This window comes from Thiomonas islandica (assembly GCF_055383445.1).
The window spans coordinates 868573-893643 of record NZ_AP042391.1 but is presented as its reverse complement, the minus strand read 5'-3'; the positions used below and the strand labels follow the sequence as shown (position 1 = coordinate 893643).

Annotated in this window: 22 protein-coding genes; 13 read left to right on the top strand and 9 right to left on the bottom strand. The window is 66.8% G+C overall.

Translation table 11 applies throughout. The annotated features are described in order from the left end of the window. Positions 1–103 precede the first annotated feature (103 nt). Together soxY and soxZ are read left to right on the top strand one after the other, a co-directional pair. Positions 104–577 carry a thiosulfate oxidation carrier protein SoxY gene (gene soxY / locus ACZ47F_RS04295; protein WP_464926062.1) on the top strand — a complete coding sequence of 158 codons (474 nt, stop codon included), beginning with the start codon at positions 104–106 and terminating at the stop codon, positions 575–577. 77 nt (positions 578–654) lie between these two features. After that, on the top strand, positions 655–966 hold the full coding sequence (gene soxZ, locus ACZ47F_RS04290; protein ID WP_464926061.1) for a thiosulfate oxidation carrier complex protein SoxZ: 312 nt from the start codon (positions 655–657) through the stop codon (positions 964–966). 88 nt (positions 967–1054) lie between these two features. Here soxZ and ACZ47F_RS04285 read toward each other — a convergent pair whose 3' ends face one another. Continuing rightward, a complete protein-coding gene (locus tag ACZ47F_RS04285; RefSeq protein ID WP_464926060.1) occupies positions 1055–2950 on the bottom strand; it encodes a potassium transporter Kup in 1896 nt (631 codons plus the stop codon). Positions 2951–3138: 188 nt separating this feature from the next. On the opposite strand from ACZ47F_RS04285, the gene hemN reads away from it, so the two are divergent. Then, positions 3139–4539, top strand: a complete 1401-nt coding sequence (hemN, locus tag ACZ47F_RS04280; RefSeq protein ID WP_464926059.1) for an oxygen-independent coproporphyrinogen III oxidase — start codon at positions 3139–3141, stop codon at positions 4537–4539. 48 nt (positions 4540–4587) lie between these two features. After that, a complete protein-coding gene (locus ACZ47F_RS04275) occupies positions 4588–5211 on the top strand; it encodes a MarC family protein (protein WP_464926058.1) in 624 nt (207 codons plus the stop codon). 653 nt (positions 5212–5864) lie between these two features. Here the strand turns inward: ACZ47F_RS04275 and ACZ47F_RS04270 are convergent. Beyond that, positions 5865–6053 (bottom strand): YgaP family membrane protein, encoded by a 189-nt coding sequence (locus ACZ47F_RS04270; protein WP_464926057.1) that lies wholly within the window; start codon positions 6051–6053, stop codon positions 5865–5867. A gap of 94 nt (positions 6054–6147) precedes the next feature. Continuing rightward, on the bottom strand, positions 6148–6819 hold the full coding sequence (locus ACZ47F_RS04265) for a Crp/Fnr family transcriptional regulator (protein ID WP_464926056.1): 672 nt from the start codon (positions 6817–6819) through the stop codon (positions 6148–6150). A 94-nt stretch (positions 6820–6913) separates the two neighbouring features. Between ACZ47F_RS04265 and mnmG the strand changes: the two genes are divergently transcribed. The 5 genes from mnmG (at position 6914) to ACZ47F_RS04240 (ending at position 11868) form a co-directional block, all read left to right on the top strand. Beyond that, on the top strand, positions 6914–8848 hold the full coding sequence (gene mnmG, locus ACZ47F_RS04260) for a tRNA uridine-5-carboxymethylaminomethyl(34) synthesis enzyme MnmG (protein ID WP_464926055.1): 1935 nt from the start codon (positions 6914–6916) through the stop codon (positions 8846–8848). After that, entirely contained in the window at positions 8845–9513 is a 669-nt protein-coding gene (gene rsmG / locus ACZ47F_RS04255) for a 16S rRNA (guanine(527)-N(7))-methyltransferase RsmG (RefSeq protein WP_464926054.1), read from the top strand. The genes mnmG and rsmG overlap by 4 nt, the downstream gene beginning before the upstream one ends. A 76-nt stretch (positions 9514–9589) precedes the next feature. Next, positions 9590–10363 carry a ParA family protein gene (locus ACZ47F_RS04250; RefSeq protein ID WP_464926053.1) on the top strand — a complete coding sequence of 258 codons (774 nt, stop codon included), beginning with the start codon at positions 9590–9592 and terminating at the stop codon, positions 10361–10363. Next, entirely contained in the window at positions 10360–10947 is a 588-nt protein-coding gene (locus ACZ47F_RS04245) for an RBBP9/YdeN family alpha/beta hydrolase (RefSeq protein WP_464926052.1), read from the top strand. Before ACZ47F_RS04250 ends, ACZ47F_RS04245 begins: the two co-directional genes overlap by 4 nt. 21 nt (positions 10948–10968) lie before the next feature. After that, positions 10969–11868 carry a ParB/RepB/Spo0J family partition protein gene (locus ACZ47F_RS04240; RefSeq protein ID WP_464926051.1) on the top strand — a complete coding sequence of 300 codons (900 nt, stop codon included), beginning with the start codon at positions 10969–10971 and terminating at the stop codon, positions 11866–11868. Positions 11869–11878: 10 nt separating this feature from the next. Here ACZ47F_RS04240 and ACZ47F_RS04235 read toward each other — a convergent pair whose 3' ends face one another. From ACZ47F_RS04235 to ACZ47F_RS04220, 4 genes are all read right to left on the bottom strand, one after another. Continuing rightward, positions 11879–12157: a hypothetical protein gene (locus ACZ47F_RS04235; protein WP_464926050.1), complete on the bottom strand. Its 279-nt coding sequence runs from the start codon at positions 12155–12157 to the stop codon at positions 11879–11881. 92 nt (positions 12158–12249) lie between these two features. Beyond that, positions 12250–12429: a hemin uptake protein HemP gene (hemP, locus tag ACZ47F_RS04230; protein WP_464926049.1), complete on the bottom strand. Its 180-nt coding sequence runs from the start codon at positions 12427–12429 to the stop codon at positions 12250–12252. Next, positions 12426–12569, bottom strand: a complete 144-nt coding sequence (locus ACZ47F_RS04225; RefSeq protein WP_464926048.1) for a hypothetical protein — start codon at positions 12567–12569, stop codon at positions 12426–12428. Before ACZ47F_RS04225 ends, hemP begins: the two co-directional genes overlap by 4 nt. 128 nt (positions 12570–12697) lie before the next feature. Beyond that, positions 12698–14257, bottom strand: a complete 1560-nt coding sequence (locus tag ACZ47F_RS04220; RefSeq protein WP_464926047.1) for a sensor domain-containing diguanylate cyclase — start codon at positions 14255–14257, stop codon at positions 12698–12700. A gap of 223 nt (positions 14258–14480) precedes the next feature. On the opposite strand from ACZ47F_RS04220, the gene ACZ47F_RS04215 reads away from it, so the two are divergent. Continuing rightward, on the top strand, positions 14481–20870 hold the full coding sequence (locus tag ACZ47F_RS04215; protein ID WP_464926046.1) for an amino acid adenylation domain-containing protein: 6390 nt from the start codon (positions 14481–14483) through the stop codon (positions 20868–20870). 17 nt (positions 20871–20887) lie between these two features. Beyond that, positions 20888–21742, top strand: coding sequence for a helical backbone metal receptor (locus tag ACZ47F_RS04210; RefSeq protein ID WP_464926045.1), 855 nt, complete (start codon positions 20888–20890; stop codon positions 21740–21742). 59 nt (positions 21743–21801) lie between these two features. Here the strand turns inward: ACZ47F_RS04210 and ACZ47F_RS04205 are convergent, their stop codons facing one another. Beyond that, a complete protein-coding gene (locus tag ACZ47F_RS04205) occupies positions 21802–22359 on the bottom strand; it encodes a carboxymuconolactone decarboxylase family protein (protein ID WP_464926044.1) in 558 nt (185 codons plus the stop codon). 142 nt (positions 22360–22501) lie between these two features. Here ACZ47F_RS04205 and trxC point away from each other — a divergent pair, with 142 nt between their 5' ends. Then, positions 22502–22918 (top strand): thioredoxin TrxC, encoded by a 417-nt coding sequence (gene trxC / locus ACZ47F_RS04200; protein WP_464926043.1) that lies wholly within the window; start codon positions 22502–22504, stop codon positions 22916–22918. A gap of 155 nt (positions 22919–23073) precedes the next feature. Here the strand turns inward: trxC and ACZ47F_RS04195 are convergent, their stop codons facing one another. Next, positions 23074–23688 carry a PhaM family polyhydroxyalkanoate granule multifunctional regulatory protein gene (locus tag ACZ47F_RS04195; RefSeq protein WP_464926042.1) on the bottom strand — a complete coding sequence of 205 codons (615 nt, stop codon included), beginning with the start codon at positions 23686–23688 and terminating at the stop codon, positions 23074–23076. Positions 23689–23818: 130 nt separating this feature from the next. Between ACZ47F_RS04195 and ACZ47F_RS04190 the strand changes: the two genes are divergently transcribed. After that, on the top strand, positions 23819–25051 hold the full coding sequence (locus ACZ47F_RS04190; protein WP_464926041.1) for a DUF3108 domain-containing protein: 1233 nt from the start codon (positions 23819–23821) through the stop codon (positions 25049–25051). Positions 25052–25071: the final 20 nt, after the last annotated feature.

The following is a 25071-nucleotide window of genomic DNA, read 5'->3' as shown; positions in this document are numbered from 1 at the left end:
ACCCCGATGCGTCCGTGCCGTCCGTCCTGACAACTCTCGTTGTCGCTTTCGCACGGCGTCCCGCCCCGGGATGCCGCGCCCTTTTCATTGAGGAGAAGTTTTCATGAAGACAACCCGTCGCCAGGCTATGCAAATCGGAGCAGGCGCGGCCGCGCTGGGCGTTGCCGCGTCGGCCGGTCTGATGCCGCAGCGCGCCATGGCCGCAGACGCCCCGGGCTGGAATGCCCCGCTGTTCGAAGCCAAGTCCTTCGCTGACGTGGCCAAGATCTGGGGGGGTACGCCCACCGAGAGCACCGATGTGTCCATCATCGGTCCCGACATCGCCGAAAACGGTGCGGTCGTGCCCGTGGGCATCAAGAGCACCGCGGCCGGCGCGACCGCGCTGGGCATCATCGTCGAAAAGAACCCGACCGTGCTGGTCGGCGTGTTCAACCTGACCGATGCTTCGGTGCCCAACGTGGCCACCCGCGTGAAAATGGCGCAGACCTCCAATGTCTACGCCGTGGCCAAGGTCGGCGACAAGCTGCTGTTCAGCAAAAAAGAAATCAAGGTCACGCTCGGCGGCTGCGGCGGTTGAACCCGGCTACCCGGCCCCTCCAGAACATCTCTTTTCGATTTCCGGCTGCACCGCAGCCCACCATCAAGGAGTCACTCATGGCTTTTCCAATGCGCATGCGCGCCAATGTCGAAGGCGACGCCGTGGTCGTCCGCGTGCTGATGACCCACCCCGAAGATTCAGGCATTGCCAAGGACAAGGATGGCAAGATCATCCCGGCGCACTTCATCCAGTCCGTCACCTGCAAGAACAATGACAAGACCGTGCTGACCTGCGACTGGGGCACCGCCATTTCCAAGAACCCGTTCCTGGAGTTCCGCTTCAAGGGCGGCAAGAGCGGGGACAAGGTCACGGTGTCCTGGATCGACAACAAGGGCGAGACCTCGACCGCCGACACGACCGTGGGCTGAAAATCCACCCTGTCGTGCGCAACTGTCCGTGGCGTGCACGGATCGACGCGTCCGCTGCCGCAACGGCACGGACGCGTTTCATCGCCACTCAGATTTCGATCTGCGTGCCCAGCTCCACCACTCTGTTGGGCGGGATGCGGAAGTAGTCGGAGGCGTCCTGCGCGTTGCGGCTCATCCAGGAGAACAACACCTCACGCCACAGCGCCATGCCGGGCAGCTTGGACGGAATGATGGTCTGCCGCGCAAGGAAGAACGAGGTCTCCATCAGATGGAATTCCAGACCGTAGAGCCGCTCGCACTCCTTGAGCAGACGCTGGATGTCGGGCTCGTCCTTGAAGCCCAGTTCGACATGCAGCAGGTAGATGCCCTCCTCCATCGGCGTGAGTTTGATCCCCTGCTCGGGAGGTACATGCGGCACGTCCATGGTCTGTGCCGACAGAAAGATCACCCGCTCGTGCAACACCTTGTTGTGCTTGAGGTTGTGCAGCAGTGCATGCGGCACGGTGTTCGGGGAGGGCGTGAGGTAGATCGCTGTGCCCTCGACCCGCGTTGGCGGATAGGTGGACAGGCTGGCGACGAAATCGCGCAGATTTAGCGCATGCTCCTCGAGCCGCTGGCGCAGCAGGCTTCGGCCGCGCTTCCATGTCGCCAGCAGGGTATACGTCACCGCACCGAACAGCAGCGGGAACCAGCCGCCGTGGTCGATCTTGAGCGCGTTGGACGCCAGAAACGCCAGATCGATCAGCGCGAACAGGCCGAACACGATATTGGCCTTAGCCGCACTCCAGCCCCAGCGATACTGGGCAATCATCCAGATGAACACCGTGGTGACGAGCATGGTGATGTTCACCGCAATGCCGTACGCCGCCGCCAGATTCTCGGCGGTCTTGAAACTCAGCACCAGCAGGAGGACGAAAATCAGCAGCAGCCAGTTGATGAATGGCACATAGATCTGCCCCTGGTTTTCCTCGTTGGTGAACAGCACCCGCATGCGTGGCAGATAGCCGAGCTTGATCGCCTGGGTGGTGATGGAGTAGGCGCCGGTGATCACTGCCTGCGACGCAATGATGGTCGCGGCAGTGGCCAGCAGCAGCAGCGGCCACAGCGCCCATTGCGGCGCCAGATAGAAGAACGGATTCTTGGTTGCCTCAGGGTGGGCGAGCACCAGTGCGCCCTGGCCGAAATAGTTGAGCACTAGCCCGGGCATGACCAGGAAAATCCACGCTAACTGGATTGGCTTACGGCCGAAGTGCCCCATGTCGGCATACAGCGCCTCGCCACCGGTCAGCACCAGGAACACCGCACCCAGCAGAATGATCGCCACGCCAGGTTCACGCGCGAACAGTTCGGCGCCGTAATACGGGTTGATCGCCAGCAACACGGTGGGGTTCTGCACCACCTGCACCAATCCAAGCAGGCCGATGGTGGTGAACCATAGCAGCATGATGGGGCCGAAAAACCGCCCGACCAGTGCCGTGCCGTGCTTTTGCACCACGAACAGTCCCACCAGAATGCCGGCCGTGATGGGCACGATCCAGTCGTTGAAAACCGGTGTGGCCACGCTGATGCCCTCGATGGCCGACAGCACCGAAATGGCCGGGGTGATGACGCTGTCGCCGTAAAACATCGACGCCCCAATCAGCCCGAGGGTGACGGCCGCGGTGCGGCCGCGCGTGCCTTTGGCATAGCGGCGCATCACCAGCGCCATGAGCGCCAGAATGCCGCCTTCGCCGTCGTTGTCGGCACGCAGCACCAGCAGCACATACTTCACCAGCACGATCAGGGTCAGCGCCCAAAAGATCAGCGACAGCACGCCCAGAATGTTGTTCGGGCTGTAGGGCACGCCATGATCGGGGCTGAACGCGGTCTGAAACGCATACAGCGGGCTGGTGCCGATGTCGCCATAGACCACGCCCAGTGCGCCGAGGCTGAGCGCGGCCATGGTGGCCTTGTGTTCAGAGGTAGAGGACGAATCTGTCTGCATCTGGAGATTGCGGGACCGCACCCGCGTTGTTGGATGCGCGCCGCAGAATAACCCATTCCATCCGTGCAACTCGGCCTGACCGTTCTGGCTGTTGGTTTTGCGCTGCAGCAATCGCGCTGTACCGACGTCATCCATTGCTGCAGATCAAGACCCTGCGCACCGCTTTGCGCAAACATGCAAACATGATGATGAATCAATCTCTGGACTTTCAGCCCGAACTGTTGCGGCGCTTCGACATCGCAGGTCCCCGCTACACCTCCTACCCCACGGCCGACCGCATGCATTCGGGCTTCGGTCCGCGCGATTACGCCCAGGCGCTGCAACAGCGTGCACAGCGGCCGCTCGAGCCGGTATCGCTCTATTTCCACATCCCGTTTTGCGAGACGCTGTGCTACTACTGTGGCTGCAACAAGATTCCAACGAAGAATCACGGCCGCTCCGCGCCCTACCTCGACAGTGTCGAGACCGAGCTGCGACTGGTTGCCGACATCTTGCAGACCCGCCTGCCGGTCACGCAACTGCACTGGGGCGGCGGCACGCCCACCTTCCTCAGCGATGCCGAGGCCACGCGGCTGATGGACATGACCCGCACGCATTTCGACCTGCACCCCGGCGGCGAGTTTTCCATCGAAATCGATCCGCGCAAGGTCGATGAACGCCGCGTAGCGCATCTGGCGCAGCTTGGCTTCAACCGCATGAGCGTGGGCGTGCAGGATTTCGCCCCCGAAGTGCAGCAGGCGGTCAACCGCATCCAGAGCGTCGAGGAAACCCGTCGGGTGATCGATGCCGCGCGGGCAAGCGGTTTTTCCTCGATCAGCCTCGACCTGATCTACGGCCTGCCGCGGCAAAACCTCGATTCATTTGCCCGCACCCTCGACCAGGTGCTCGCTCTCTCTCCAGACCGCCTGTCGGTCTACAGCTACGCGCATCTGCCGCATCTGTTCAAACCGCAGCGCCGCATCCACGCCGAGGAACTGCCCAGCCCCGAGCTCAAGCTCGCGCTGCTCGGCCTGGCGATCCGGCGGCTGGAACAAGCTGGATATGTCTACATCGGCATGGATCACTTCGCCAAGCCGGGCGACGAACTCGCCCATGCGCAGCGCGTGGGCAAGCTGCACCGCAATTTCCAGGGCTATTCCACCCAGGCCGAACTCGATCTGCTGGCCTTTGGCGTGTCGAGCATCTCGAATGTGGGCAACTGCTATGCGCAAAATGCCAAGACTATCGACGAATACACCGAGATGCTGACCAAGGACAAGCTGCCCACCGCACGCGGCGCGCACCTCAGCGCGGAAGACCATCTGCGCCGCCGCGTGATCCAGCGGCTGATGTGCGATTTTCAGCTCGATCTGCGCACGCTCGCGGCGCAACATGGTGTCGATGCCGAGACCACATTCGCCGCAGATCTGCAGCGCCTGGGGCCGCTGCAAGACGCCGGGCTAGTGACCCGCGACGGCGCCGATGGGCTGCATCTGCGGGTCACGCCGAAGGGCCGGCTGCTGGTGCGCGTGGTGGCGATGCAGTTCGACGCATACCTGCACCAACCGCGCGAGCAGGTGCTGCAGCCACGTTATTCTCGGGTGATCTGAGGCACATGCAGGCCGATAATGGCGCCTGCACTGCACGCCCCCGCCCCGATGAATCTGGTCAAACCGCTGATCGCGCTGCTGGCGATCGTCAATCCCCTGGGCATCATTCCGTTTTTCATTCTGTTCACCGAGAGCTTCACCGCGGAGCAGAAGAAAAAGACCGTTCTGGTCAGCTCAGTGTCAGCCTTTCTGGTCATTGCCGTCAGCACGCTGATCGGCGCCGATCTGCTGCGCTTTTTTGGCATTTCGATCGCCTCGTTCCAGGTCGGCGGCGGCATGCTGCTACTGATTTCCGCCATCAGCATGCTCAACGCCAAGACCGGCGCGACCAAGTCGACCAGCGACGAGGTGGAGGAAGCCGCCGACCGCGCCAGCGTCGCCGTAGTGCCGCTGACCATCCCGCTGCTCACCGGCCCGGCCACCATCAGTACAGTCATCATCTACGCCAGCAACACACACCACTGGTGGCAGCATGCGGTGCTGATCGGCTATGGCGTGGTCATCGCCGGCGCGGCAGCGCTGAGCTTTCTGGCGGCCGAGCCCATCGCCCGGTTCCTCGGCAAGACAGGCATCAATGTGATGACCCGGCTGATGGGCCTGATCCTGTCGGCGCTGTCGGTGGAAATGATGAGCGACGGCCTGCTCAAGCTGTTTCCCGGACTGGGGCGATAACTGGGCCCCGCCTCAGGGTTGCTCCTAGTGCGTGGGGCGCGCAAAGTTTGAACAATCTTTCTTGAATTGCAGGGTCACACCTTGCAGACCCCACAAGAGGGACCGAGGAGACAGACGAACGGCCCGTCCGCTCGTTGCACGACAATACCGCAGCGCAGGCGTTGACCATGCGCTGCGTCCCCGAGGCGCCGCGAACCCTGTTCCGGCGCCTTTTCCTTTGCGCAGCACCCACCCTGGGCCGGTCGTCCATGGACTTGTTGCTGCCTGGCCCGGCCGCGCGATTCACCGCATTTCCCGACGCCCTGCCGGCGGCCTTCGCCGGCGCGCTCGGCGGTCCATGGGTGACCCCCTAGTGCGGTCGAACGACTTCCGTCAGGCGCGGCCGTTCATCCTGCTCGCCGCGCTACCGATTTTCGTCGGCAAGAGGCATGCGATGTGGCTCAATGCCGTGTTGATCGCGGTGTGCAATATGCGCCTGCCACCTGCTGGGCACCCGGTTGGCGCTGCGCCGCGGCACACATTTCGTGCGCGGGATGTTTTTACTGGTCGTCGCAGCGCAGATTCTCAAAACCGCGCGGGACGCGTATTTCTGATGGCCCATCAAAAACGGCGATGCCCTTGCGGGCAACGCCGGTCGCTGCGCGGCTGGCGGCTTATTTTTTCGGGCAGGTGTTCATGCCGATCAGGGCATACAGCGGACAGAACTTGAACAAACCCGTGACCAGCGGCACCACACCGATCCAGCCCCAGACGCCGATATAGCCCAAGGCCGTCAACGCGATCAGGACGACGCCGACGACGATGCGCAAGATCTGATCGATCCCACCGACATTGCTTTTCATGACCCACTCCCAAAAAGAAAGAACAGCCTTATTGAACACCTTTTTGCGTGACCGCACTGTGACTGCAGTCACACGCCGTGCACCTGCTGCAACCTCACCCCGAAATGTCGCCAGCAGCCACATGGCGCAGGACGGCGGGCTGCAGGATGTCGATGCGCTCGCGTGACAGTGCAACCCAGCCGGCCGCCTCGAAGCGCTTGAGCAGACGGGTGACGATTTCGCGTGCGGTGCCTAGGCGATCGGCCAGCTGCTGATGGGTGCTCAGCACCCGCGGGCCCTGACCGAGCAAGGCCTGTGCAAGCCGCTGGTCCAGGCGATGGAATGCCAGCGCGTCGATCAGCGCGGTCAGATCAGCCATGCGCGTGGCAAACTGCGCCAGCACGAGGCGCCGAAACGCCGGTACGCGCTGCAGCCAGTCCTCGAACAGCCCGGGCCGGATCATCCACAGCACGCCGTCGGTCTGCATTTCCGCGTATGCCGACAGCGCCTCACCCGAGAACAGGCTGGCCGAGGACACCAGACAGATTTCTCCCGGAGTGAGACGGTACATCTCCAGTTGCCGCCCAGACGGCGCCATGCGAAACACCCGCGCCTCACCGGCGAGAATCAGCGGAAAGCCGCTGCATTGGACGCCAGGCGCGAACAGCTGCGCTCCACGCGGCACCCGCATCATCGCGTCTGGCGATGCCCATTCTGCCTCGAGCTCGGCTGCGGGGACCGATGCCAGTGCGGGATACAAGCCTTGGATGTCATTCATTGTGAGCATGGGGAGCGCCGTGGAGGTTTCACGTGAAACAAAGCCCTTCGGGCCGATCGCGCAGGGTAAACCCGCATAAAATGCGCTGATTCAGGAGACGCTCGTGGATTATCCCCGCAAGTTTGATGTCGTCGTCATCGGCGGCGGCCATGCCGGCACCGAGGCGGCACTGGCCGCAGCGCGCATGGGCTGCGCCACGCTGTTGCTGACCCACAATATCGAAACTCTGGGCCAGATGTCGTGCAACCCGTCGATCGGCGGGATCGGTAAAGGCCATCTGGTCAAGGAAATCGACGCGCTGGGTGGTGCCATGGCCGAGGCCACCGACGAGGCCGGCATCCAGTTTCGCATTCTCAACGGCAGCAAAGGCCCCGCCGTGCGCGCCACGCGCGCACAGGCGGACCGGCAGCTGTACAAGCGCGCGATCCGCGCGCGACTGGAGAACCAACCCAATCTCTGGCTGTTCCAGCAGGCGGCAGATGATCTGCTGGTCGAATCCACCGGCCGTGGCGAGCGGGTCACCGCTGTGGTCACGCAAACCGGCATCCGCTTTCGCACCCGCACCGTGGTGCTGACCGCCGGCACCTTCCTCGACGGCAAGGTGTACATCGGGCTGGATCATTACGCCGCCGGGCGCGCGGGCGATCCGCCGGCGCTACGCCTGTCTGCGCGACTGAAGGCGCTGCAACTGCCGCAGGGCCGGCTCAAGACCGGCACGCCGCCACGTATCGACGGCCGCACCATCGACTTTTCCAAGCTCACCGAACAACCGGGCGATTTCAATCCCATGCCGGTGTTCAGCTTTCTCGGCTCGCCCGACCAGCATCCCACACAGGTGGCCTGCTGGATCACCCACACCACCGAGCGCACCCACGACATCATCCGTGCCGGCCTTGATCGCAGCCCGATGTTCACCGGGGTGATCCAGGGGGTGGGCCCGCGCTACTGCCCGAGCATCGAGGACAAGATCCACCGCTTTGCCGACAAGCCGTCGCACCAGATCTTTCTCGAACCCGAAGGGCTGCAGACCAACGAGTTCTATCCCAACGGCATATCCACCAGCCTGCCGTTCGACGTGCAGATCGACCTGGTGCACTCGATTCCCGGGCTGGAAAATGCGCACCTGCTGCGCCCGGGGTATGCGATCGAATACGATTATTTCGATCCCACAGCGCTGAAGACCTCGCTGGAAACCCGGGCAATCGACGGGCTGTTCTTTGCCGGCCAGATCAACGGCACCACCGGCTACGAGGAAGCCGCGGCGCAGGGCCTGCTCGCCGGCATCAACGCGGCGCTGCAGGTGCAGGGCCGCGAGCCTTGGTGTCCGCGGCGCGACCAGGCCTATCTCGGCGTGCTGGTCGACGATCTGGTCACCAAAGGCGTGAGCGAGCCTTACCGCATGTTCACCAGCCGGGCCGAATACCGTCTGAGCCTGCGCGAAGACAATGCCGACCTTCGACTGACCGAAATCGGCCGCAGCCTCGGTGTAGTCGGCGACGCCCGTTGGGATGCGTTCTGCCGCAAGCGCGAGGCGATCGAGCGCGAAATCCAACGCCTGCGCAGCACCTGGGTCACGCCGCAGACCCTGCCGCCCGAGCAGGCGCAGGCGCTGCTGGGCAAGGCGATCGAGCGCGAATACAGCCTGGCCGATCTGCTGCGCCGTCCAGAGCTGCGCTACGACACCTTGACCCAGTTTCCGCATCCCGGCTTTGCCCCCGACACGCCGCTGGCCGATGCCGAGCGCGAGCAGGTCGAAATCCAGATCAAGTACGCCGGCTACATCGACCGCCAGCAGGAGGAGGTGGCGCGCGCCGCGCAATACGAATCGCTGCGCCTGCCCACCGATTTGAACTACCGCGAGGTCACAGGGCTGTCGATCGAGGTGCAACAAAAGCTCAATCAGGCCAGACCCGCCACCCTCGGGCTGGCCTCGCGCCTGCCGGGTGTCACCCCGGCTGCAGTGTCGCTGCTGTTGATCCACCTGCGCAAGGGCGTGCTCAAACAGGCGCTGCGGCAGGAAAAGGACGCCGCAGCGTGAGCGCATCGCAGCCGCAGCATCCCGGGGCGGACGCGGTCGCAGCCATTCTTCAGCACACGGTGCCGGCGCTCGGCCTGGATTTCACCCCCGACCAGCTGCAGCAACTCCTCGACTATGCGGCGCTGTTGCAGCGCTGGAACCAGGTCTACAACCTCACCGCGGTACGCGACCCACAGGGCATGGCGCGCATGCATTTGGCGGACTGCCTGGCGGCGCTGCCTGCCATTGCCCGCGCTGCGCCGCGACGCATACTCGATGTGGGCTCGGGCGGCGGCCTGCCCGGCATCGTGCTGGCGATCGGCCTGCCCGGTGTCGCGATCCACCTGGTCGATGCGGTACAGAAAAAATGCGCATTCCTGCAGCAGGTGTGCGGCAGCCTCGGGCTGCGCAACGTCACGGTACACCACGCCCGGGTCGAGAACCTGCGCGACGCCGCCGGCTTCGACTGCATCATCAGCCGCGCGTTTAGCGAACTGCCGCTGCTGGTCTACAGCAGCCGCTATTTGCTCGCGGCGGGCGGGCAGTGGTGCGCAATGAAGGGCAAAGTGCCCGCGGAAGAGCTCGCGCAACTGCCGCCCGACATCACCGCGCAGGTCGAGCCGCTGCAGGTGCCCGGGCTGGACGCGGCGCGCTGTCTGGTCTGGCTGCGGCCGAACGCAGCGTAGTCTGCGGCACAATACCGTCTGTCGGGTGCGGCCCGGCATGGTTTCACGTGAAACATCCGGATTTGTGGAGTCCCGTTTGGCGCAGATTTTTTGCATCGCGAATCAAAAAGGCGGGGTCGGCAAGACCACCACCAGCGTCAATCTGGCCGCCGCCTTGTCGCGCCTTGGACAACGCGTGCTGCTGGTCGACATGGACCCGCAGGGCAATGCCACGATGGGATCGGGCATCGACAAGCTCCGCCTCGGCGCATCGGTCTACGAGGTGCTGATTGAGCAGTCCACGCTGACCCAGGCCCGCCAGCGCAGCGAAAAATCTGGGTACGACGTCCTCGGCGCCAACCGTGAGCTGGCCGGCGCAGAGGTCGAACTGGTCGATCAGCCGCAGCGCGAACGCCGCCTCAAGTCGGCGCTGGCCTCGGTCGCCTCGGACTATGACTTCATCCTGATCGACAGCCCGCCAGCGCTCGGTCTGCTCACCCTCAACGGTCTGTGCGCGGCGCATGGCGTCATCGTGCCGATGCAGTGCGAATACTTTGCGCTCGAAGGTCTGTCCGACCTGGTCAACACCATCAAGCAGGTCCACGCCAATCTCAACCGCGAGCTGCGACTCATCGGCCTGCTGCGCGTGATGTTCGATCCGCGCATCACCCTGCAGCAGCAGGTCAGCGAGCAGATCGCCGGCCATTTCGGCGACAAGGTGTTCCGCACCGTGATCCCGCGCAACGTCCGCCTGGCCGAAGCACCGAGCTATGGCCTGCCCGGCGTGGTGTTCGACCCGGCCAGCCGTGGCGCCCGCGCATTTGCCGAGTTTGCCCAGGAACTGGTCGGCCGTCTGGCGGTCGCAGCATGAGCCACGAATCCCCACCCGCTGCGCCGCGCATTCTGCTGCTGCCCGGCTGGCTGGGCTCCGGCGCGGGGCACTGGCAGCGGCGTTGGCAGCAGCATGGCGACCTCCTGGTCGAGCAGTCCGACTGGATCACCCCGCGGCGTGGTGACTGGCTGGCGCGGCTGGAAGACGTGGTGCTGGCCCAGCCTGGCCCGGTTGCCTTGGTCGCGCACAGCCTGGGGTGCCATCTCGCCGTGGCCTGGGTCGCAAGCAGCCGACAGACTGCCCGCGTAGCAGGCGCGCTGCTGGTCGCCCCGCCCGATCTGACCCGCCCCGACCTGCCGCCCGCGCTGCTGCCGTGGCAACGCGCGTTGCCCGCGCACGCCCTGCCGTTTGCCGCCACGGTGGTGGCCAGCACCGACGACCCCTACTGCAGCCCGCAGGCCGCGCAGCGCATGGCCGAGCAGTGGGGCGCGGACTGCGCGTTGATCGGCGCGCTCGGCCACATCAACGCCGACTCCGGCCTGGGCGACTGGCCGCAGGGCCGCGCGCTGCTGCGGGCGACCTTTCAGCGCAACAGGCACAATCATTCCCCTTCCCCGGGCTGACCGGGCCACCCTTTCCAACGCATGGCAAGCAAAAAACCCAAAGGACTCGGACGCGGACTCGACTCGCTTCTCGGCCCGTCGGTGGATCTGACCGAGCGCGACGCCGCCGCGTTGCGCGAACTGCGCCTGGACGATCTGGTGCCCGGCCGCTACCAACCGCGCAGGCAGATGGACGAAGGCGCGCTGTACGAGCTGGCACAGAGCATCAAGGCACAAGGCGTGATGCAGCCGGTGCTGGTGCGCGAACTTCCCGACGGCCGATTCGAGATCATCGCCGGTGAACGCCGCACCCGCGCCGCGCGCCTGGCCGGGCTCGAGACCGTGCCCGCACTGGTCAAGGAAGTCGACGACCGCACCACCCTGGCGATGGCGCTGATCGAAAACCTGCAGCGTGAAGACCTCAACCCTCTGGAAGAGGCCCGCGGCATCGCTCGGCTGATCGAGGAGTTCGGCTACACCCACGAGCAGGCCGGGCAGGCGGTCGGCCGCTCGCGCACCGCGACCAGCAATCTGCTGCGCCTGCTGCAACTAGCCGACGCGGTGCAGACCATGCTGCTGGCCGGTGACCTGGACATGGGCCACGCCCGCGCGCTGCTGGCGCTGGATAAGGCGCAGCAGGTCCAGGCCGCGCAGCACATCCTGGCCAAGCGACTGAGCGTGCGCGAAGCCGAACGTCTGGTCGGCCGCATCCAACAGGAACACGGCGCCGCGCGCATCCCCAAAACGAACAAGCCGGCCAAGAGCCGCGACTGGCAGCGGCTGGAAGAAGAACTGTCCGAACGCTTTGCCGCGCCGGTCGAAATCCGCAGCAAATCCAGCCGCCACGGCGTGCACCGCGGCGAAATCGTCATCGCCTTTTCCTCGCTGGACGAACTCGACGGCCTACTCGGGCTGCTGCGCGGCGGACAACAGCCACAGTAATGTCATATCGCTATTGCGTCGTCGCAGACGTCATGGCGAACCGGCATGCGCTGTGGGCATCCTTTCGCGCAATCTCGCAACCCAGGGTCAGCCAATAGGTCGCGAGCCGCTGGCACAGCACGCACATTTCCACGCTGAGCTGAGGATGTTGCTGCAGCGCCTGAAGGTTTCGGCCGATACTCTGCACCGCCGCCATGTTGGGCCTGTCGGCATAAAAGGTCATGAGTGCAAGGGTGCCCGCCAGGAGCGGCTCGAGCGCCTGTGGGCTGTTCTGTTCAGTCTGGTTCATCGAAAAACGCATGGCTGGCGGGTGCACGGGAGGACTGGGCCGTACACGGCTGGCGAGCAAAGCTGCGGCAGATGCGCCCGGCTTGCGCCGGGTCATTTGGTCAGGATCAACTTGTCCTGCCGCGTCAGGCGCAGCAGATAGGTCTGACCTCGGTGGCGGATCTGCACGACTGCGCCCTGCCGAAACAATTCGCGTGAATGCAGCGTCAGCCCGGTGCGCGCCGCTGTGGGCGCTGCCGTGTCCGACGGCATCCTGCTCGGGGTCGCGCTCATTTTGGCCACTCCATCACGACCCAGGTCATCACCAGCACAGTCAGCAGACTGAGCCCCAGTTCTTCATATCCCATGTTTCCTCCATCGAGCATCAACGCCACGCTGTGGCGGGGGATGCGCGCTGAGGCTGGACGCTGCATGTGCGCCCGCTAACCCCAGCGGCAACGCCACGCATATTATTGCGAACTATTCCTATTTGCAAAATGGCGCGGGGACTGTGTGGACTTGCTTGTCAGCGGCGCCCGGGCGCAACCCGCCCCGCTCGGGTTCAGGCGCAGAACATCACGCTGCGATTGCGTCCGCTCTCTTTAGCGCGATACATGGCCTGATCGGCCATCGCCAGCACCGCATCGATGCTGTGCACCTGGGCACCGCACCCCGCGATCCCCAGGCTCAGACTGAGCCGGATCACCCCGGCTGAGGTGTGAAACGGATGCTGCGCCACGAACTCGCGCACCCGCTCGGCAATGTCCAGCGCCTGGTCGGCGCGGGCATGCGACAACAAAATGCAGAACTCCTCGCCTCCCAGGCGGGCGAGCACGTCGCCGTCGCGCAGCTGCGAGAGCACGACCTGCGCAAACTCGACCAGCACCTCGTCACCAACCGGGTGGCCGTAGCGGTCGTTGATCTGCTTGAAGTGGTCCAGATCGAGCAGCACCACACAGGGGCCGGACGCACCCGGAGGCACCGCCTGCAGCGCCTGCTCGACCGCGGCAAAAAACCCGCGCCGATTCTGCACCCCGGTGAGCGGATCGGTGTAGGCCAGCGCGCGCAATTGATGTTCCAGATGCTTTTGCGCCGAGATTTCGACCATGCCGGTGATCACGCAGTCGTCTCCGCCAAAGCGCACCTGCTGCGCGGACACCAGCGCGTCGAACGGCCGCCCGTCGGTGGTCTTGAGCCGCACTTCCATCTGCTGCACCGCGCCTTCGGCCCGCAGTCGCGCCAGCAGCAGCTCCCGCAGCTCCGGGTCGACATAGAACTCGGTCGTGAATGTGTCAGCCGCGAGGCAATCGAGCGGATCGAACAGCGCCTTTGCCACCGCGTTGTAGCGCAGCACCCACCCGTCGGACAGCCGAGCCAGCACCAGCGGTATCGGCGTGGCGTCGAACAAATGGCCGAGGTTTTGCTCGCTCTGCTCGGCCTGGCGGCGCGCCTGCTGCGCAGCCTGCGCCTCGACCTGCAGCCGTCGCCGGTCGAGCCAGGCTAGACGCATGCTGCGGCTCAGCGACACCGCGATCTGCCAACCGGCCAGATTGGCAAAGCCAAACAGCGTCACGGCGATGCTGACATACTTGACATCGAAGTGCAGCGAGGTCCACACCACCAGCGCGAACAGCGCGGTGAACACACCGCCGATCCACATCGCCTCGCGTCGCAGCACCGGTACATAGGCGTACGCCGCGAAAATCAACGCCAGCGCGGTGATCGAGTGATAGTCGGCGTTGCCGCCATAGGCCAGCACCACCAGCAGAAACAGCGCCAGGATGCTGACCTCGAAACCGAGCAGCGAGGTCGCCACCCGGCGCACTTCCTGAACCTGTGGCCTCTGACCCGCACGCGCCAGCGTGATGCCCCAGCCCAACACGACAAACCGGGCCAGCAACAGGCTCCAGTACACCCATGTCGGCCCCAGCACCGCCAGATCGGTAAACGTGGCAGACAGAAACGCCAGGGCACCGTACAGCCCGATCTGCCGCACCCGCGGCCCCAGGCTGCCCCATTCTGCGCGGATGAACGCCTCCTCGTGCGCCGGATCGACGAACAGCCCGTCGGCACCGATGCGCCACTGCAAATCTGGATCAGCCGGCACTGGATGCCTTGCCATGGAACCGCCCTGTCGCTGTGCGAACACCACGTGAACACGGCCTTGCCGCATTCCCCGTGTTGCATCGTATTCTCAGGTTTGCACCGCACGCCACCCACCAACGGCGGGACACCGTGCAATCTTTCACGAATCGCCAAAAATTGGCGGCAGTGCGTGCCAAAGTGGGTCTTTTTCGCTCCATCCCGGATAAAACTTCACCGACCGTGCCGCCTTTCCCCGCGCCATGCCCTACAGCCTGACCTGCCCCACCGTGGGCCACACCGCTGCCGCGCCGTCGCAGACCGAACGGTTCGGGCTTGCGCCAGCGCAGCAGCACATCCTGTTGCGGCAGGAGTTGTTCGGCAGCGCCATCTACACCATCGGCCTGACCGTATCGATCGACGGCGAACTGGACCTGCCGCTGCTGCAGCGGGCCATGCAAGATGTGATCGCCGCCGAGCCCATGCTGCGCGCGCGGGTGGTGGCCACGCCGGACGGCCCGCAATGGCAGGTCGCCCCCCGGCTGGACTGGACCCTGCCGTACACCGACTGTCTGACCCAGGCCGGGTCGAGCCGCGCCGCCGCGCAGCAGGCCGCACGCGAGATCGCGGTGCGCAAGATCCAGGGCATCGATCCCGCAGGCCCTGTGCTCTGGCACTTCGCGCTGTATCGTACCGGTCCCGCGCGGTATGAATGGCTGCTGTGTTTCAACCACGTGCTGCTCGACGGCTATGGCGTGATGCTGGTCGGCCAGCGCATCCTGCACCGCTATAACGCGCTGCTCTGTGCCGACGCCGCCCCGCTGCCACCGGGCCCGAGCTACGCCGCTTTCGTCGAGCGCCTGCAAACCGAGGCGCAATCCCCTCGCCACGCGCGCAGCCTGGCGTTCTGGGCCGCGCGCCTGGCCGACATCGACCCGGCCACGGCGGTTGCCCCTGCCGCGGGGCCGCACGCCCTGCCCACGCCCATCGAGCATCGTTGGAGCGTGGACACCGCGCGCTGGCAACGCTACATCGACCACGCCGCCGCGCACGGCCTGTCGCCTGCGCAGGCGGTCATGTTTTTTCTGGCCTGCTATCTGTCCAGGGTTGCGGGGCAGTCCGACATCGTCATCGGCCTGCCGCTGCACAACCGCCGCGATGCGATCGACAAACAGACCGTCGGCCTGTTCGTCAACACCCTGCCACTGCGACTGCACGCCGAAGCCGACGCTGCGCTGCCTCAGCTCATGCGCACGCTAGGCGAGCAGACCCGGCAGGTGCTGCGTCATCAGCATGTTGCGCTCGACGCCCTGCTCACCCGCCAGCCGCCCCGGCAAGGCATCGCCGGGATGCATTTCGATCTGGTGGTGTCGTTCGAGCACTTCGACCCGCAGGCCACCTTCGGCACCGCGCGGCTGCGCTTTGCGCCGTTCAGCGGCCACCCCGGGTTTGCACCGCTGGCCGCGTATGTGCGCCAGTATGACGACAGCGACACCCAGCTGCCGATCGACCTGGTGATCGACCCGCGCGCCTCGCCCGCGCTGCGGCACACCGCGTTTTTGTCGGCACGGCTGGACCAGCTGCTTGACGCGCTGATCGACCAACCTCAGTCCTGCCTGCGCGACCTCGACCTGCTGTCCCCGACCGAACGCGCCGCGCTGCGTGCATTGCAACCCGCGCCGCGGCGGCACGCCGGGCCGCAATGCCTGCACGCGCTGGTGGCCGAGCAGGCGCAACGCACCCCGCAGGCCTGCGCCGTGCGCTTCGGCCCGCACCGGCTCAGCTATGCCGCGCTGGACCAGGCGGCCAACCGTCTGGCGCACACCCTGCGCGGCCTCGGCGTCAAGCGGGGTGTCTGCGTACCGGTGATGATGGAACGCCGCCTCGAGCTGGTCGCAGCCCTCCTGGCCGTGCTCAAGGCCGGTGGCGCCTATGTGCCGCTCGACCCCGACTTGCCCGCCGAGCGCCTGCGCCGCATCCTGCAGCAGACGCAGGCGCGGGTCGTGCTCACCCAGCCGGCGCTGCATGCCGTGCTGCATCAGGCCGCCGACCCTGCCGCAGCGCTGCATCTGCTCGACGCCGAGCTGCAACCCGGCACGCCGGTTGCGCCGCCTGCGATCGACTGTCGCGGCGACGATCTGGCGCTGGTCATCTTCACTTCCGGCTCGACCGGCCAGCCCAAGGGCGTGATGATCCCGCACCGCGCGCTGTCCAACCATGCGCTGTGGAATCTGCGTGCAGTGGACTTTGGCCCAAACGACCGGCTGCTGCAGAAAACCGCGCTGAGTTTCGACGCCTCGGTGTCCGAATTTTTCGTTCCGCTGTTGTGCGGTGCCGCAGTGCATCTGGCTCCGCCGGGGCTGCAGCGCAACCTGCCGGCGCTGCTGCAGACCGTCATCGCCAAGGGGATCACCCACCTGACGCTGGCGCCGTCCACCGCCAGGGCGCTGGTGGACGATCCGCTGCTTTCCGCCTGCACCAGCCTGCGCTGTGTGCAGTTCGGCGGCGAGCCGCTGGAGGCCGCGCTGGCCGCGCGCTTTCAGGCCCTGCTGCCGCAGGCGCGGCTGCTCAATTTCTACGGCCCGAGCGAAACCACCGAGGACAGCAGTCTTTACACCATCGACAGCCCGATCACCCAGACCCACGGCAGCCTGCCGGTCGGCCAGCCGATCGACAACACCCGCATCCATGTGCTCGACGCGCAGTTGCGTCCGGTGCCGTTCGATGTGATCGGCGAGGTCTGCATCGCCGGCGCCGGGGTGGCGCACGGCTACCTCGGCCAACCCGAGTTGACTGCCGAGCGTTTCCTCCCCGATCCCTTCCAGCCTGGCGAGCGCATGTTCCGCTCCGGCGATATGGGCTACTGGTCGGCCGACGGTCTGCTGCACATCACCGGGCGCAACGACGCGCAGATCAAGATCCGCGGCTTTCGCATCGAACCCGGCGAAATCGAGCGCCAGCTGGCCAGCCACCCGGCGGTCGCGCAGGCGGCGGTCGTGGCCTGGACAGCCCGCGCGGACGATGTGCAACTCGCCGCCTATGTGGTGCTGCGCGCCGGGTACGCGCACACCCCGGTCAGCGCGCTGCAGCGCGCGCTCAAGGCCAGCCTGCCGCATTACATGATTCCCGCCGCATGGCAGGTGCTGCCTGCGATGCCACTGACCGCCAGCGGCAAGATCGATAGGCGCAACCTGCCTGCGCCGCTGGTCGCGTCCGCCGCGCCCAGCTCGCTGCGACGCATGCCACGCAACCCCACCGAGCAGACGCTGTGGAAGATCTGGCACGAGGTGCTGCAGCTCGACGCCTTCGGCATCGACGACCATTTCTTCGACCTCGGCGGCCACTCGCTCACCCTCACCCAGGTGCGCTCGCGCATCCGGGAGCGCTTCGGTGTGGAACTGCCGCTGGCCGACCTGTTCACCCACCTGAGCATCGCCGACCTGGCCGCGCACCTCGACCGCCAGCAGCAAGGCACCGCAGCCGAGGCAGCGATTGCCCCCGTGCCGCGCGACGGCCCGCTGCCGGCCTCGCTGTCGCAGCGCCGCATGTGGGTGATCCAGCACTTCCATCCCGAGTCGGTGGCATACAACGTCACCGCTCCGCTGCGGTTGCGCGGCCCGCTGGACATTGCGCTGCTCGAGCGTGCGCTCGCCCTGCTGATCGCGCGCCACGAGGCGCTACGTACCCAGTTCGCGCTGCATCGGCAGGAGCCGGTGCAGATCGTCCTGCCGCAGGTGGCTGTGGCGCTGGAGTACATCGACCTGCGCCACCTGCCCACCGCAGACGCCCGAGAGGCCGCTGCGCGGCAGGCGGCCACCGCGTTCACCGCCCGGCCGTTCGACCTGTCCACCGCGCCGCTGTACCGCGTGGCGCTGATGCACCTGGGCGAGGACGACCATGTGCTGCTGTGGGTGCTGCACCACACCATTGCCGACAACTGGGCGCTGGCCGTGCTGTCGCGCGACGCGCTGCAGACTTACTCCGCCCTGCTGCAGGGCCGCTATGCAGACCTGCCGCCGCTGCCTATCCAGTACGCCGACTACGCCGCCTGGCAGCGCAGCGCATCCGCCACCGCCGCGCGTGAAGTGCATCTGGCTTACTGGATGCAACGCCTGCAGGGCTTGACCGATTTGCCGCTGCCCACCGATTTTCCGCGCCCAGCACAGCCCAGCTTTGCAGGCAAGACCGTGGTCGCCCCGCTGCCGCCCGCGCTGCAGCAGGCGCTGCGCACGCACAGCGCGCGGCTGGGTGTCACACCGTTCATGCTGCTGCTGGCCAGCTTCAATGTGCTGCTCGCCCGCCTGTGCCGCAGCACGGACATCGCCCTGGGCACGCCGATCGCCAACCGCCACCATGCCGCCACCGAGCAGCTGGTCGGCACCTTGGTCAACACCCTGGTCATGCGCAACACGGTCGACATCAACGTCAGCTTCGACACGCTGGTGCAACAGGTGCGCGACACTGCGCTGGCCGCCTACGCCCACCAGGACGCGCCGTTCGACGAACTGGTCGAGCGCCTCGCCGCGCTGCGCGCCGACCATCCGCAGGGCCTGGTGCGGGTGCTGTTCAATGTACTCAACGCCCCGCTCGGCCAGCGCGCCAGCGTGCCGTTTCGCTACGAAGCGTTCGATTTCCCGCGGGTTGCGGCGCAGTTCGACCTGTCGCTGCATGTGGACACCGAATTCAGCCACCATGTCCAGCTCGAAGTCGCCGCCGAGCTGTTCAGCGACGCCACCGCGCAGCGCCTGCTCGAGAGCTATCTGCAGCTCACCGCGCAGTTGCTCGCGCACCCCGAGCGCCCGGTGGGCGCGCACCCGCTGCTCACCCCGGCGCAGCACGCGCTGCTGGCACAGTGGAACGCCACCGCCACCGCCTACCCCACACAGTGCAATCTGCCGCAGTATCTGCAGTTGGATGCCGCGGCCAAGCGCGACCGCATCGCCCTGACCGACGCGCAAGGCCGCACCTTGCGCTACGCCGAGCTACACGCGCGGGCGCTGGCCATCGCCCACCTGTTGCGGCAGCAGGGCATCGGCTGCGGCGACCGCGTGGGCGTGTGCCTCGAGCGGCAGGCCGATCTGGTCGCCGCGCTGCTGGGCGTGCTGCACAACGGCGCCGCCTATGTGCCTCTCGACCCCTCCTTTCCCCCCGAGCGCCTGCGGTACATGGTGGCAGACGCGCAGCCGCGCGCCATCCTCACCCAGACCGCGCTACTGCCGCTGCTGGCCGGCACCGGCTTGCCGCAGTTCGCGCTCGACAGTCCCGCGCTCGCCCCGCTGCAAAGCGAGGCCGCGCTGCCGTCGGAGCACGCCGCGCAGCCAGACGACCCAGCCTACCTGATCTACACCTCCGGCTCCACCGGGCAGCCCAAAGGCGTGCTGGTACCGCACCGTGCCGTGGTCAACTTTCTGCACGGCATGGCGCACACTCCGGGGCTGCAGGTGGACGATGTGCTGCTGGCGGTCACCACCCTGTCGTTCGACATCGCGGTGCTCGAACTGCTGCTGCCACTGGCCGTGGGTGCGCGCATCCATCTCGCCGATCATGCACAGGCGCGCGATCCCTACGCCCTGCGCGATGCTCTGCAGCGCAGCGGCGCCACCGTGCTGCAGGCCACACCCTCGACCTGGCGCATGCTGCTTGAATCCGGCTGGTCGGGCAGCCTGCGGCTGCGCGCCTTTGTCGGCGGCGAGGCGCTTCCCGCCGATCTGGCGGCGCGGCTGCTGCCCGCCTGCGCCGAGGTGTGGAACCTCTACGGCCCGACCGAAACCACGGTCTGGTCCACCTGCTGGCGGGTGCAAACGCAGCGGCCCATTGCCATCGGTCGGCCGATCGCCAACACCCAGGTCTGGGTGCTCGACCCGCAGGGTCAGCCCTGCGCGATCGGCGCGCCCGGCGAAATCCACATTGGCGGCGACGGTGTGGCCCTGGGCTATTTCCAGCGCCCAGACCTCAGCGCCGAGCGCTTCGTGCCCGATCCGTTCTCCACCCATGCCGGTGCGCGGCTGTACAAGACCGGCGACCTCGGCCGCTGGCGGTTTGATGGCCAGCTCGAACACCTCGGCCGCCTCGACCATCAGGTCAAGCTCAGAGGCTTTCGCATCGAGCTGGGCGAGATCGAGGCGGCGCTTCGCGCGCACCCGTCAGTTTCCGCGTGCGTGGTCAGTCCCCATGCCCCGTCGGCAGACGACCTGCGACTGGTCGCCTACGTCGTGCCCTCACCCGGTGCACCCCAGCCCGACCCCGCCGCGCTGCGCCGGGCGCTGCGCGCGCAGCTGCCAGACTACATGGTGCCGCAGCACATCGTGCTGCTGGGTGCCTTGCCGCTGCTGCCCAACGGCAAGCTCGATCGCGCTGCACTGCCGCTACCGCAACTGGGCAGCGCGCCCGCCGAGGCCCCGCACGCGAGTCTGCCCGCCACCAACGCCGAGCGCCGCATCGCCGCGATCTGGTGCGAGCTGCTCGGCGTCGAGCGGGTCTTGCTGACCGACAACTTTTTCGACCTCGGCGGGCACTCGCTGCTGGCCATGCGCGCGGTGATCGCGATCGAGCAGCAGCTCGGCTGGCGCATCGCTCCGCGCCGGCTGATTTTCGAAAGTCTGGGGCAGCTCGCGCGCGGCGACGCCTGCGCCCCACAGCGCGAAACCGCCTGAACCCGCCGCGCGCCGATATGCTGCAAGCCGACGTCACCGACACCCTCGGCCAGACCTTCGTCCCGGCCGGAACCGAGGCGCGCATCGCCAGCCTGGTGCCCAGCCTGACCGAAACCCTGTGCGCCCTTGGGCTGCGCGCGCAACTCGTCGCCCGCACCGGGTTCTGCGTGCATCCGCGCGCCGCAGTGCGCGACATTCCAAAGGTCGGCGGCACCAAGGACGTGCGCCTGAGCGCGCTGCGGGCGCTTGCGCCCACGCACGCGCTCGTCAACATCGACGAGAACACCCGCGACACCGTGGAGGCGCTGCGCAGCTTCGTGCCGCACATCCTGGTCACGCATCCGCAGACCCCCGAGGACAACCTGCCGCTGTTCGATCTGCTGGGCAGCGCATTCGCCCGCGTCCCTGGCACCGCGCAGCGCGCCGCGGCGTTGCGCCAGCAGCTGCAGGCCGTGCTCGCAGGCTTGCGCGCCAGCCGCTTTGCCGCACGCAGGGTGCTCTACCTGATCTGGCGCCAGCCGTGGATGACGGTCGCGCGCGACACCTACATCAGCCAGAGTCTGGCCGCGGTCGGCTGGCACACCCTGCCCGAGGTGTATGGCGGCGACGGCCTGCACCAACCGGGGAGCGCCCGCTACCCGGTGTTCGACTGGTCTGCCAACTGGCTGGACGCAGTGGACAGTGTGCTGCTGTCCAGCGAGCCATACCGCTTCGGCGCGGCGCACGCCGAAGAAGTACGCCGGCTGCTCACTGCGCGCGGCCTGCACCCCGAGGTGCGCTGCATTCCAGGCGAATGGGTCAGCTGGTACGGAGTGCGGGCCATCGATGGTCTGCGGCAACTCGCAGCCAGCGCTGGCGCAGGAACCGCCTGAACCGGCCACCGCAGCCACGCGGGCATGCGGCGCTGCCAGGGCAAACCACTGCGCCCGGTTCAGGGCGCCGCGCCCGGCTCCAGCCGGTCTTCGATCCCGACATCGAGCGCCACGAGAAAACGCGACACCATGTTGTACGCCGCAATCACGCCGACGAGCTCCACCACCTGCTGCGGCGGCAGCAGCGCACGGATTGCGGCGAAATGCGCCTCGCTCACCCGCACGCGCCGGGTCATCTCATAGGTCAGCGCCAGCACCGCGCGTTCTTGCACGGAAAACGCCAGCCGGTTGTCCACCGCGGCCGGCACATCGTGCAACAGCGCCAGCTGCTCTGCGCTGCCACCTGCGGCCATGAACGGCTGGGCGTGGTGCATGAACTCGTAATCCGCGCCGTTGAGCCGCGCCACGGTGCAGATCGCCAGCTCGCGCAGCACCGGATCGAGCGCAAGCTCGCCGCGCACCGCGCCGAACAGACTATTCCAGCCACGCGCAAACGCTGGACTGTGCAGCAGCATGCGGTCGAGGTTGAGCAACTCGCCGCCACGGCGCGTGCGGATCGTATCCACCAGGTCGGCTGGCTCGGCATGGTGGGGCGGCAGATAGGCGATGCGCGGCATGATGGGCGAGGCGGCAGAGCAGGAAATGGTGGCAATGTAGCCGCAAACCCGCGCGCGGCAAAAGCGCCTGCTGGCGCATGGGCACTTGAAAAGCCCGTGCGCTGCCGCATGTTGCCGGTAGTTTCCGCTTCCAGAGGTCATCATGCTCGTCGTCTGCCCCCACTGCACCACCCTCAACCGCGTTCCCGAAGATCGCCTGCGCGACAACCCGGTCTGCGGACATTGCGGCAAGGAAATCCTGCCGCCCGAGCCGGTCACCCTGACCGACGCCCAATTCGACCGCTTCATCGCCAAGAGCGAACTGCCGGTGGTGGTGGATTTCTGGGCCGAATGGTGCGGGCCATGCAAGATGATGGCGCCGCAGTTCGCGCAGGCCGCCCGGCTACTGCAGGGCCGGGCGGTGCTGGCCAAGGTCGACACCGATGCCAATCCGCAGGTCTCGGTGCGCAGCCGCATCCGCAGCATTCCCACCCTGGCGCTCTACCGCGGCGGCCAGGAAGTCAAGCGCCAGTCGGGCGTGATGCCGGCGCAGGAACTGGTGCGCTGGATCGGGGTTTGAGAAGCTCTGAAGATGTCGTCGCGAGCGACCTGCTGCCCATGCGCACAGCGCGCAGGGTCGAGACAGATCAACCAGATCGGCGCGACCCGCGCGCCGCGCTTTACGGCCAGCGGGCTGCGCAGTAGAGAGATTCACAACCTCTGAGTAACCTGCGCTCATTTGGGTGCAGCGCGCCTGGCGGCAGAACGGCCCGGGCGCGGCGCCGTCTTCTTGGGCGCGGCAGCCTTGGCCTGCGGTGCCGTGCTGGTTGGGTCATTGCCCGCCTTGGATGCGGCGCCTGGTGCGGTGAATCCGGCCTGCAGTGCGCCGCTGTCCTGTGCCGCCTTGCTTGCCAGGTCGGTGAACTGCTGGGTCACGTTGTTCCACCATTGCAACGGATCGAACAGCGGTGCTGCGGCCGGCTGAACCGGCGGTGCAGCGCTGCCCTGCGCTGCGGATTGCTCCGGCTGCGCCGCGTCACTCGCCCTGGGCGGCGGCTCGGCGACCATGCCCTGGGCGAAGGCCTGCATGTCCACATTCATCGACCGCAGCGCCTGCAGAGTCATGCGCTGCACCTCCAGGGCCTGGATCATGTTCTGCGTCATGCGGGCGTTGGTCTCCAGCCAGCCTGCGACCGCTTTCAGATCGGTGATGCGCTGCTCGATCTCCTGCACGTCCAGCGTCGGCGCAACCCAGCTGGCGAACTGCGACGGCAGGCCCGCGCCCTTGAGCAGGGTCTGAAAATACTCCATGCCGGGGATGAAGTCCTTGAACTCCGGGGGCTGTGCCATTGCGATCTCCCTGCGCGTCAGTCGTACTGCCAAAGCAGCATACCCGCGCCCCGCTCGCGCGGGAAGGTGCATCGCGGCAGCGGTCGGCCTGGCCCGGCAAAATAGCGCCCATGTCCATACTCTCCCTGTCATGCGCCACCGGTGGTCCGGCACTGCAGAGTGGCGTTCAGGGTTGGCGCAGGTGAACCTGCTGCGCCGGTCGCGCCTGCGCGGCGGACCGACCGTGGTGTGGCTTGCGCTGCTGGTGCTTGCGCTGCACCTGGCCGTGCTCGGCTGGCTCGGCCACGCGGTCGAGCCGCTGGCCGCCGGGCGGCTGCCCGAGCCGATCTACACACAAATCCTCCGCCCGACACCGCCCCCCCAGCCCCCGCGCGCGGCCACGCCACCGCTGGCCCCCCCGACACCCCGGCCCACGCCGACTCCGCCGCCAGCGTCAACCGCACCGCAGCCTGTGCCGGCAGATCCGGTTGCGATTGCTGCCGCGACCGTTCCTGACACCGCCCCCGCATCTGGGGCCAGCGCCGCGCCCGCGCCTGCGTCCAGCCCCGCCTCGGCTGCGGCCGTGTCCGCCCCGGACCGCGCTGTCTCGGCGCCCACACCCGCCGCATCCGCGCCTGGCGCACAACCGCCGCCAGCCTGGCCGCCGTCCACCAGACTGACCTACACCATCTCCGGCCAGTGGCGCGGCGCGCTGCACGGCAGCGGTGCACTGGTCTGGACGGTCGATGGCAACCGATACGAAGCCGACCTGTCGGGCAGTGCGCTGATCGGCTTTTCCTACAGCAGCGCGGGCCGCATCGACCGCGACTGGCTCGCACCCGAGCGCTACACCGAGCGGGTGTTCACTCGCGAAAAATCCGTCCGCTTCGACCGTGCCAGCGGCACCCTACACTTCAGCGCCACCGCCGATGTGTTGCCGCTGCCGCCGCATGTGCAAGACAGCGCCAGCCTGTTTCTGCAACTCGCGCACCGCCTGAGCACCCGCCCCGACGACTTCCGCCCCGGCGCGACGCTCACCTTTGCCGTCGCCCGGCCCAGTGGCCTGACCGACTGGACCTTCACCATCGCCGGCATGGACACGGTGGACACGCCACTGGGGCCGCTGCGATGCTGGCATGTGGTGCGTCAGGCCACCCAGTCCAACGAACTCGGCGCGCAGATCTGGCTGTCGCCGCAGTTGCAGAACCTGCCGGTGCAGATCCGCCTGCAACAGTCCGCCGAGATCTACCTGCTGTTCACCCTCGATCAGGCCCAGCAAACCGCCACGGCGCCGCAGTCGTCCGCACCGATCCGGCAATCTCCCGTCGACCTCGGTATCCCTGTCAACCCCGTGAACACGCAGCCCGTTGAGCAAGTACCATGAACCGACAGATCAGCCGGGCT

Excerpts from the sequence above, each read along its gene's own strand:
- soxY (WP_464926062.1), top strand. The coding sequence starts at position 104 with ATGAAGACAACCCGTCGCCAGGCTATGCAAATCGGAGCAGGCGCGGCC.
- soxZ (WP_464926061.1), top strand. The coding sequence starts at position 655 with ATGGCTTTTCCAATGCGCATGCGCGCCAATGTCGAAGGCGACGCCGTG.
- ACZ47F_RS04285 (WP_464926060.1), bottom strand. The coding sequence starts at position 2,950 with ATGCAGACAGATTCGTCCTCTACCTCTGAACACAAGGCCACCATGGCC.
- hemN (WP_464926059.1), top strand. The coding sequence starts at position 3,139 with ATGAATCAATCTCTGGACTTTCAGCCCGAACTGTTGCGGCGCTTCGAC.
- ACZ47F_RS04275 (WP_464926058.1), top strand. The coding sequence starts at position 4,588 with ATGAATCTGGTCAAACCGCTGATCGCGCTGCTGGCGATCGTCAATCCC.
- ACZ47F_RS04270 (WP_464926057.1), bottom strand. The coding sequence starts at position 6,053 with ATGAAAAGCAATGTCGGTGGGATCGATCAGATCTTGCGCATCGTCGTC.
- ACZ47F_RS04265 (WP_464926056.1), bottom strand. The coding sequence starts at position 6,819 with ATGCTCACAATGAATGACATCCAAGGCTTGTATCCCGCACTGGCATCG.
- ACZ47F_RS04245 (WP_464926052.1), top strand. The coding sequence starts at position 10,360 with ATGAGCCACGAATCCCCACCCGCTGCGCCGCGCATTCTGCTGCTGCCC.
- ACZ47F_RS04240 (WP_464926051.1), top strand. The coding sequence starts at position 10,969 with ATGGCAAGCAAAAAACCCAAAGGACTCGGACGCGGACTCGACTCGCTT.
- ACZ47F_RS04235 (WP_464926050.1), bottom strand. The coding sequence starts at position 12,157 with ATGAACCAGACTGAACAGAACAGCCCACAGGCGCTCGAGCCGCTCCTG.
- hemP (WP_464926049.1), bottom strand. The coding sequence starts at position 12,429 with ATGAGCGCGACCCCGAGCAGGATGCCGTCGGACACGGCAGCGCCCACA.
- ACZ47F_RS04225 (WP_464926048.1), bottom strand. The coding sequence starts at position 12,569 with ATGCAGCGTCCAGCCTCAGCGCGCATCCCCCGCCACAGCGTGGCGTTG.
- ACZ47F_RS04220 (WP_464926047.1), bottom strand. The coding sequence starts at position 14,257 with ATGGCAAGGCATCCAGTGCCGGCTGATCCAGATTTGCAGTGGCGCATC.
- ACZ47F_RS04215 (WP_464926046.1), top strand. The coding sequence starts at position 14,481 with ATGCCCTACAGCCTGACCTGCCCCACCGTGGGCCACACCGCTGCCGCG.
- ACZ47F_RS04210 (WP_464926045.1), top strand. The coding sequence starts at position 20,888 with ATGCTGCAAGCCGACGTCACCGACACCCTCGGCCAGACCTTCGTCCCG.
- ACZ47F_RS04205 (WP_464926044.1), bottom strand. The coding sequence starts at position 22,359 with ATGCCGCGCATCGCCTATCTGCCGCCCCACCATGCCGAGCCAGCCGAC.
- trxC (WP_464926043.1), top strand. The coding sequence starts at position 22,502 with ATGCTCGTCGTCTGCCCCCACTGCACCACCCTCAACCGCGTTCCCGAA.
- ACZ47F_RS04195 (WP_464926042.1), bottom strand. The coding sequence starts at position 23,688 with ATGGCACAGCCCCCGGAGTTCAAGGACTTCATCCCCGGCATGGAGTAT.
- ACZ47F_RS04190 (WP_464926041.1), top strand. The coding sequence starts at position 23,819 with ATGCGCCACCGGTGGTCCGGCACTGCAGAGTGGCGTTCAGGGTTGGCG.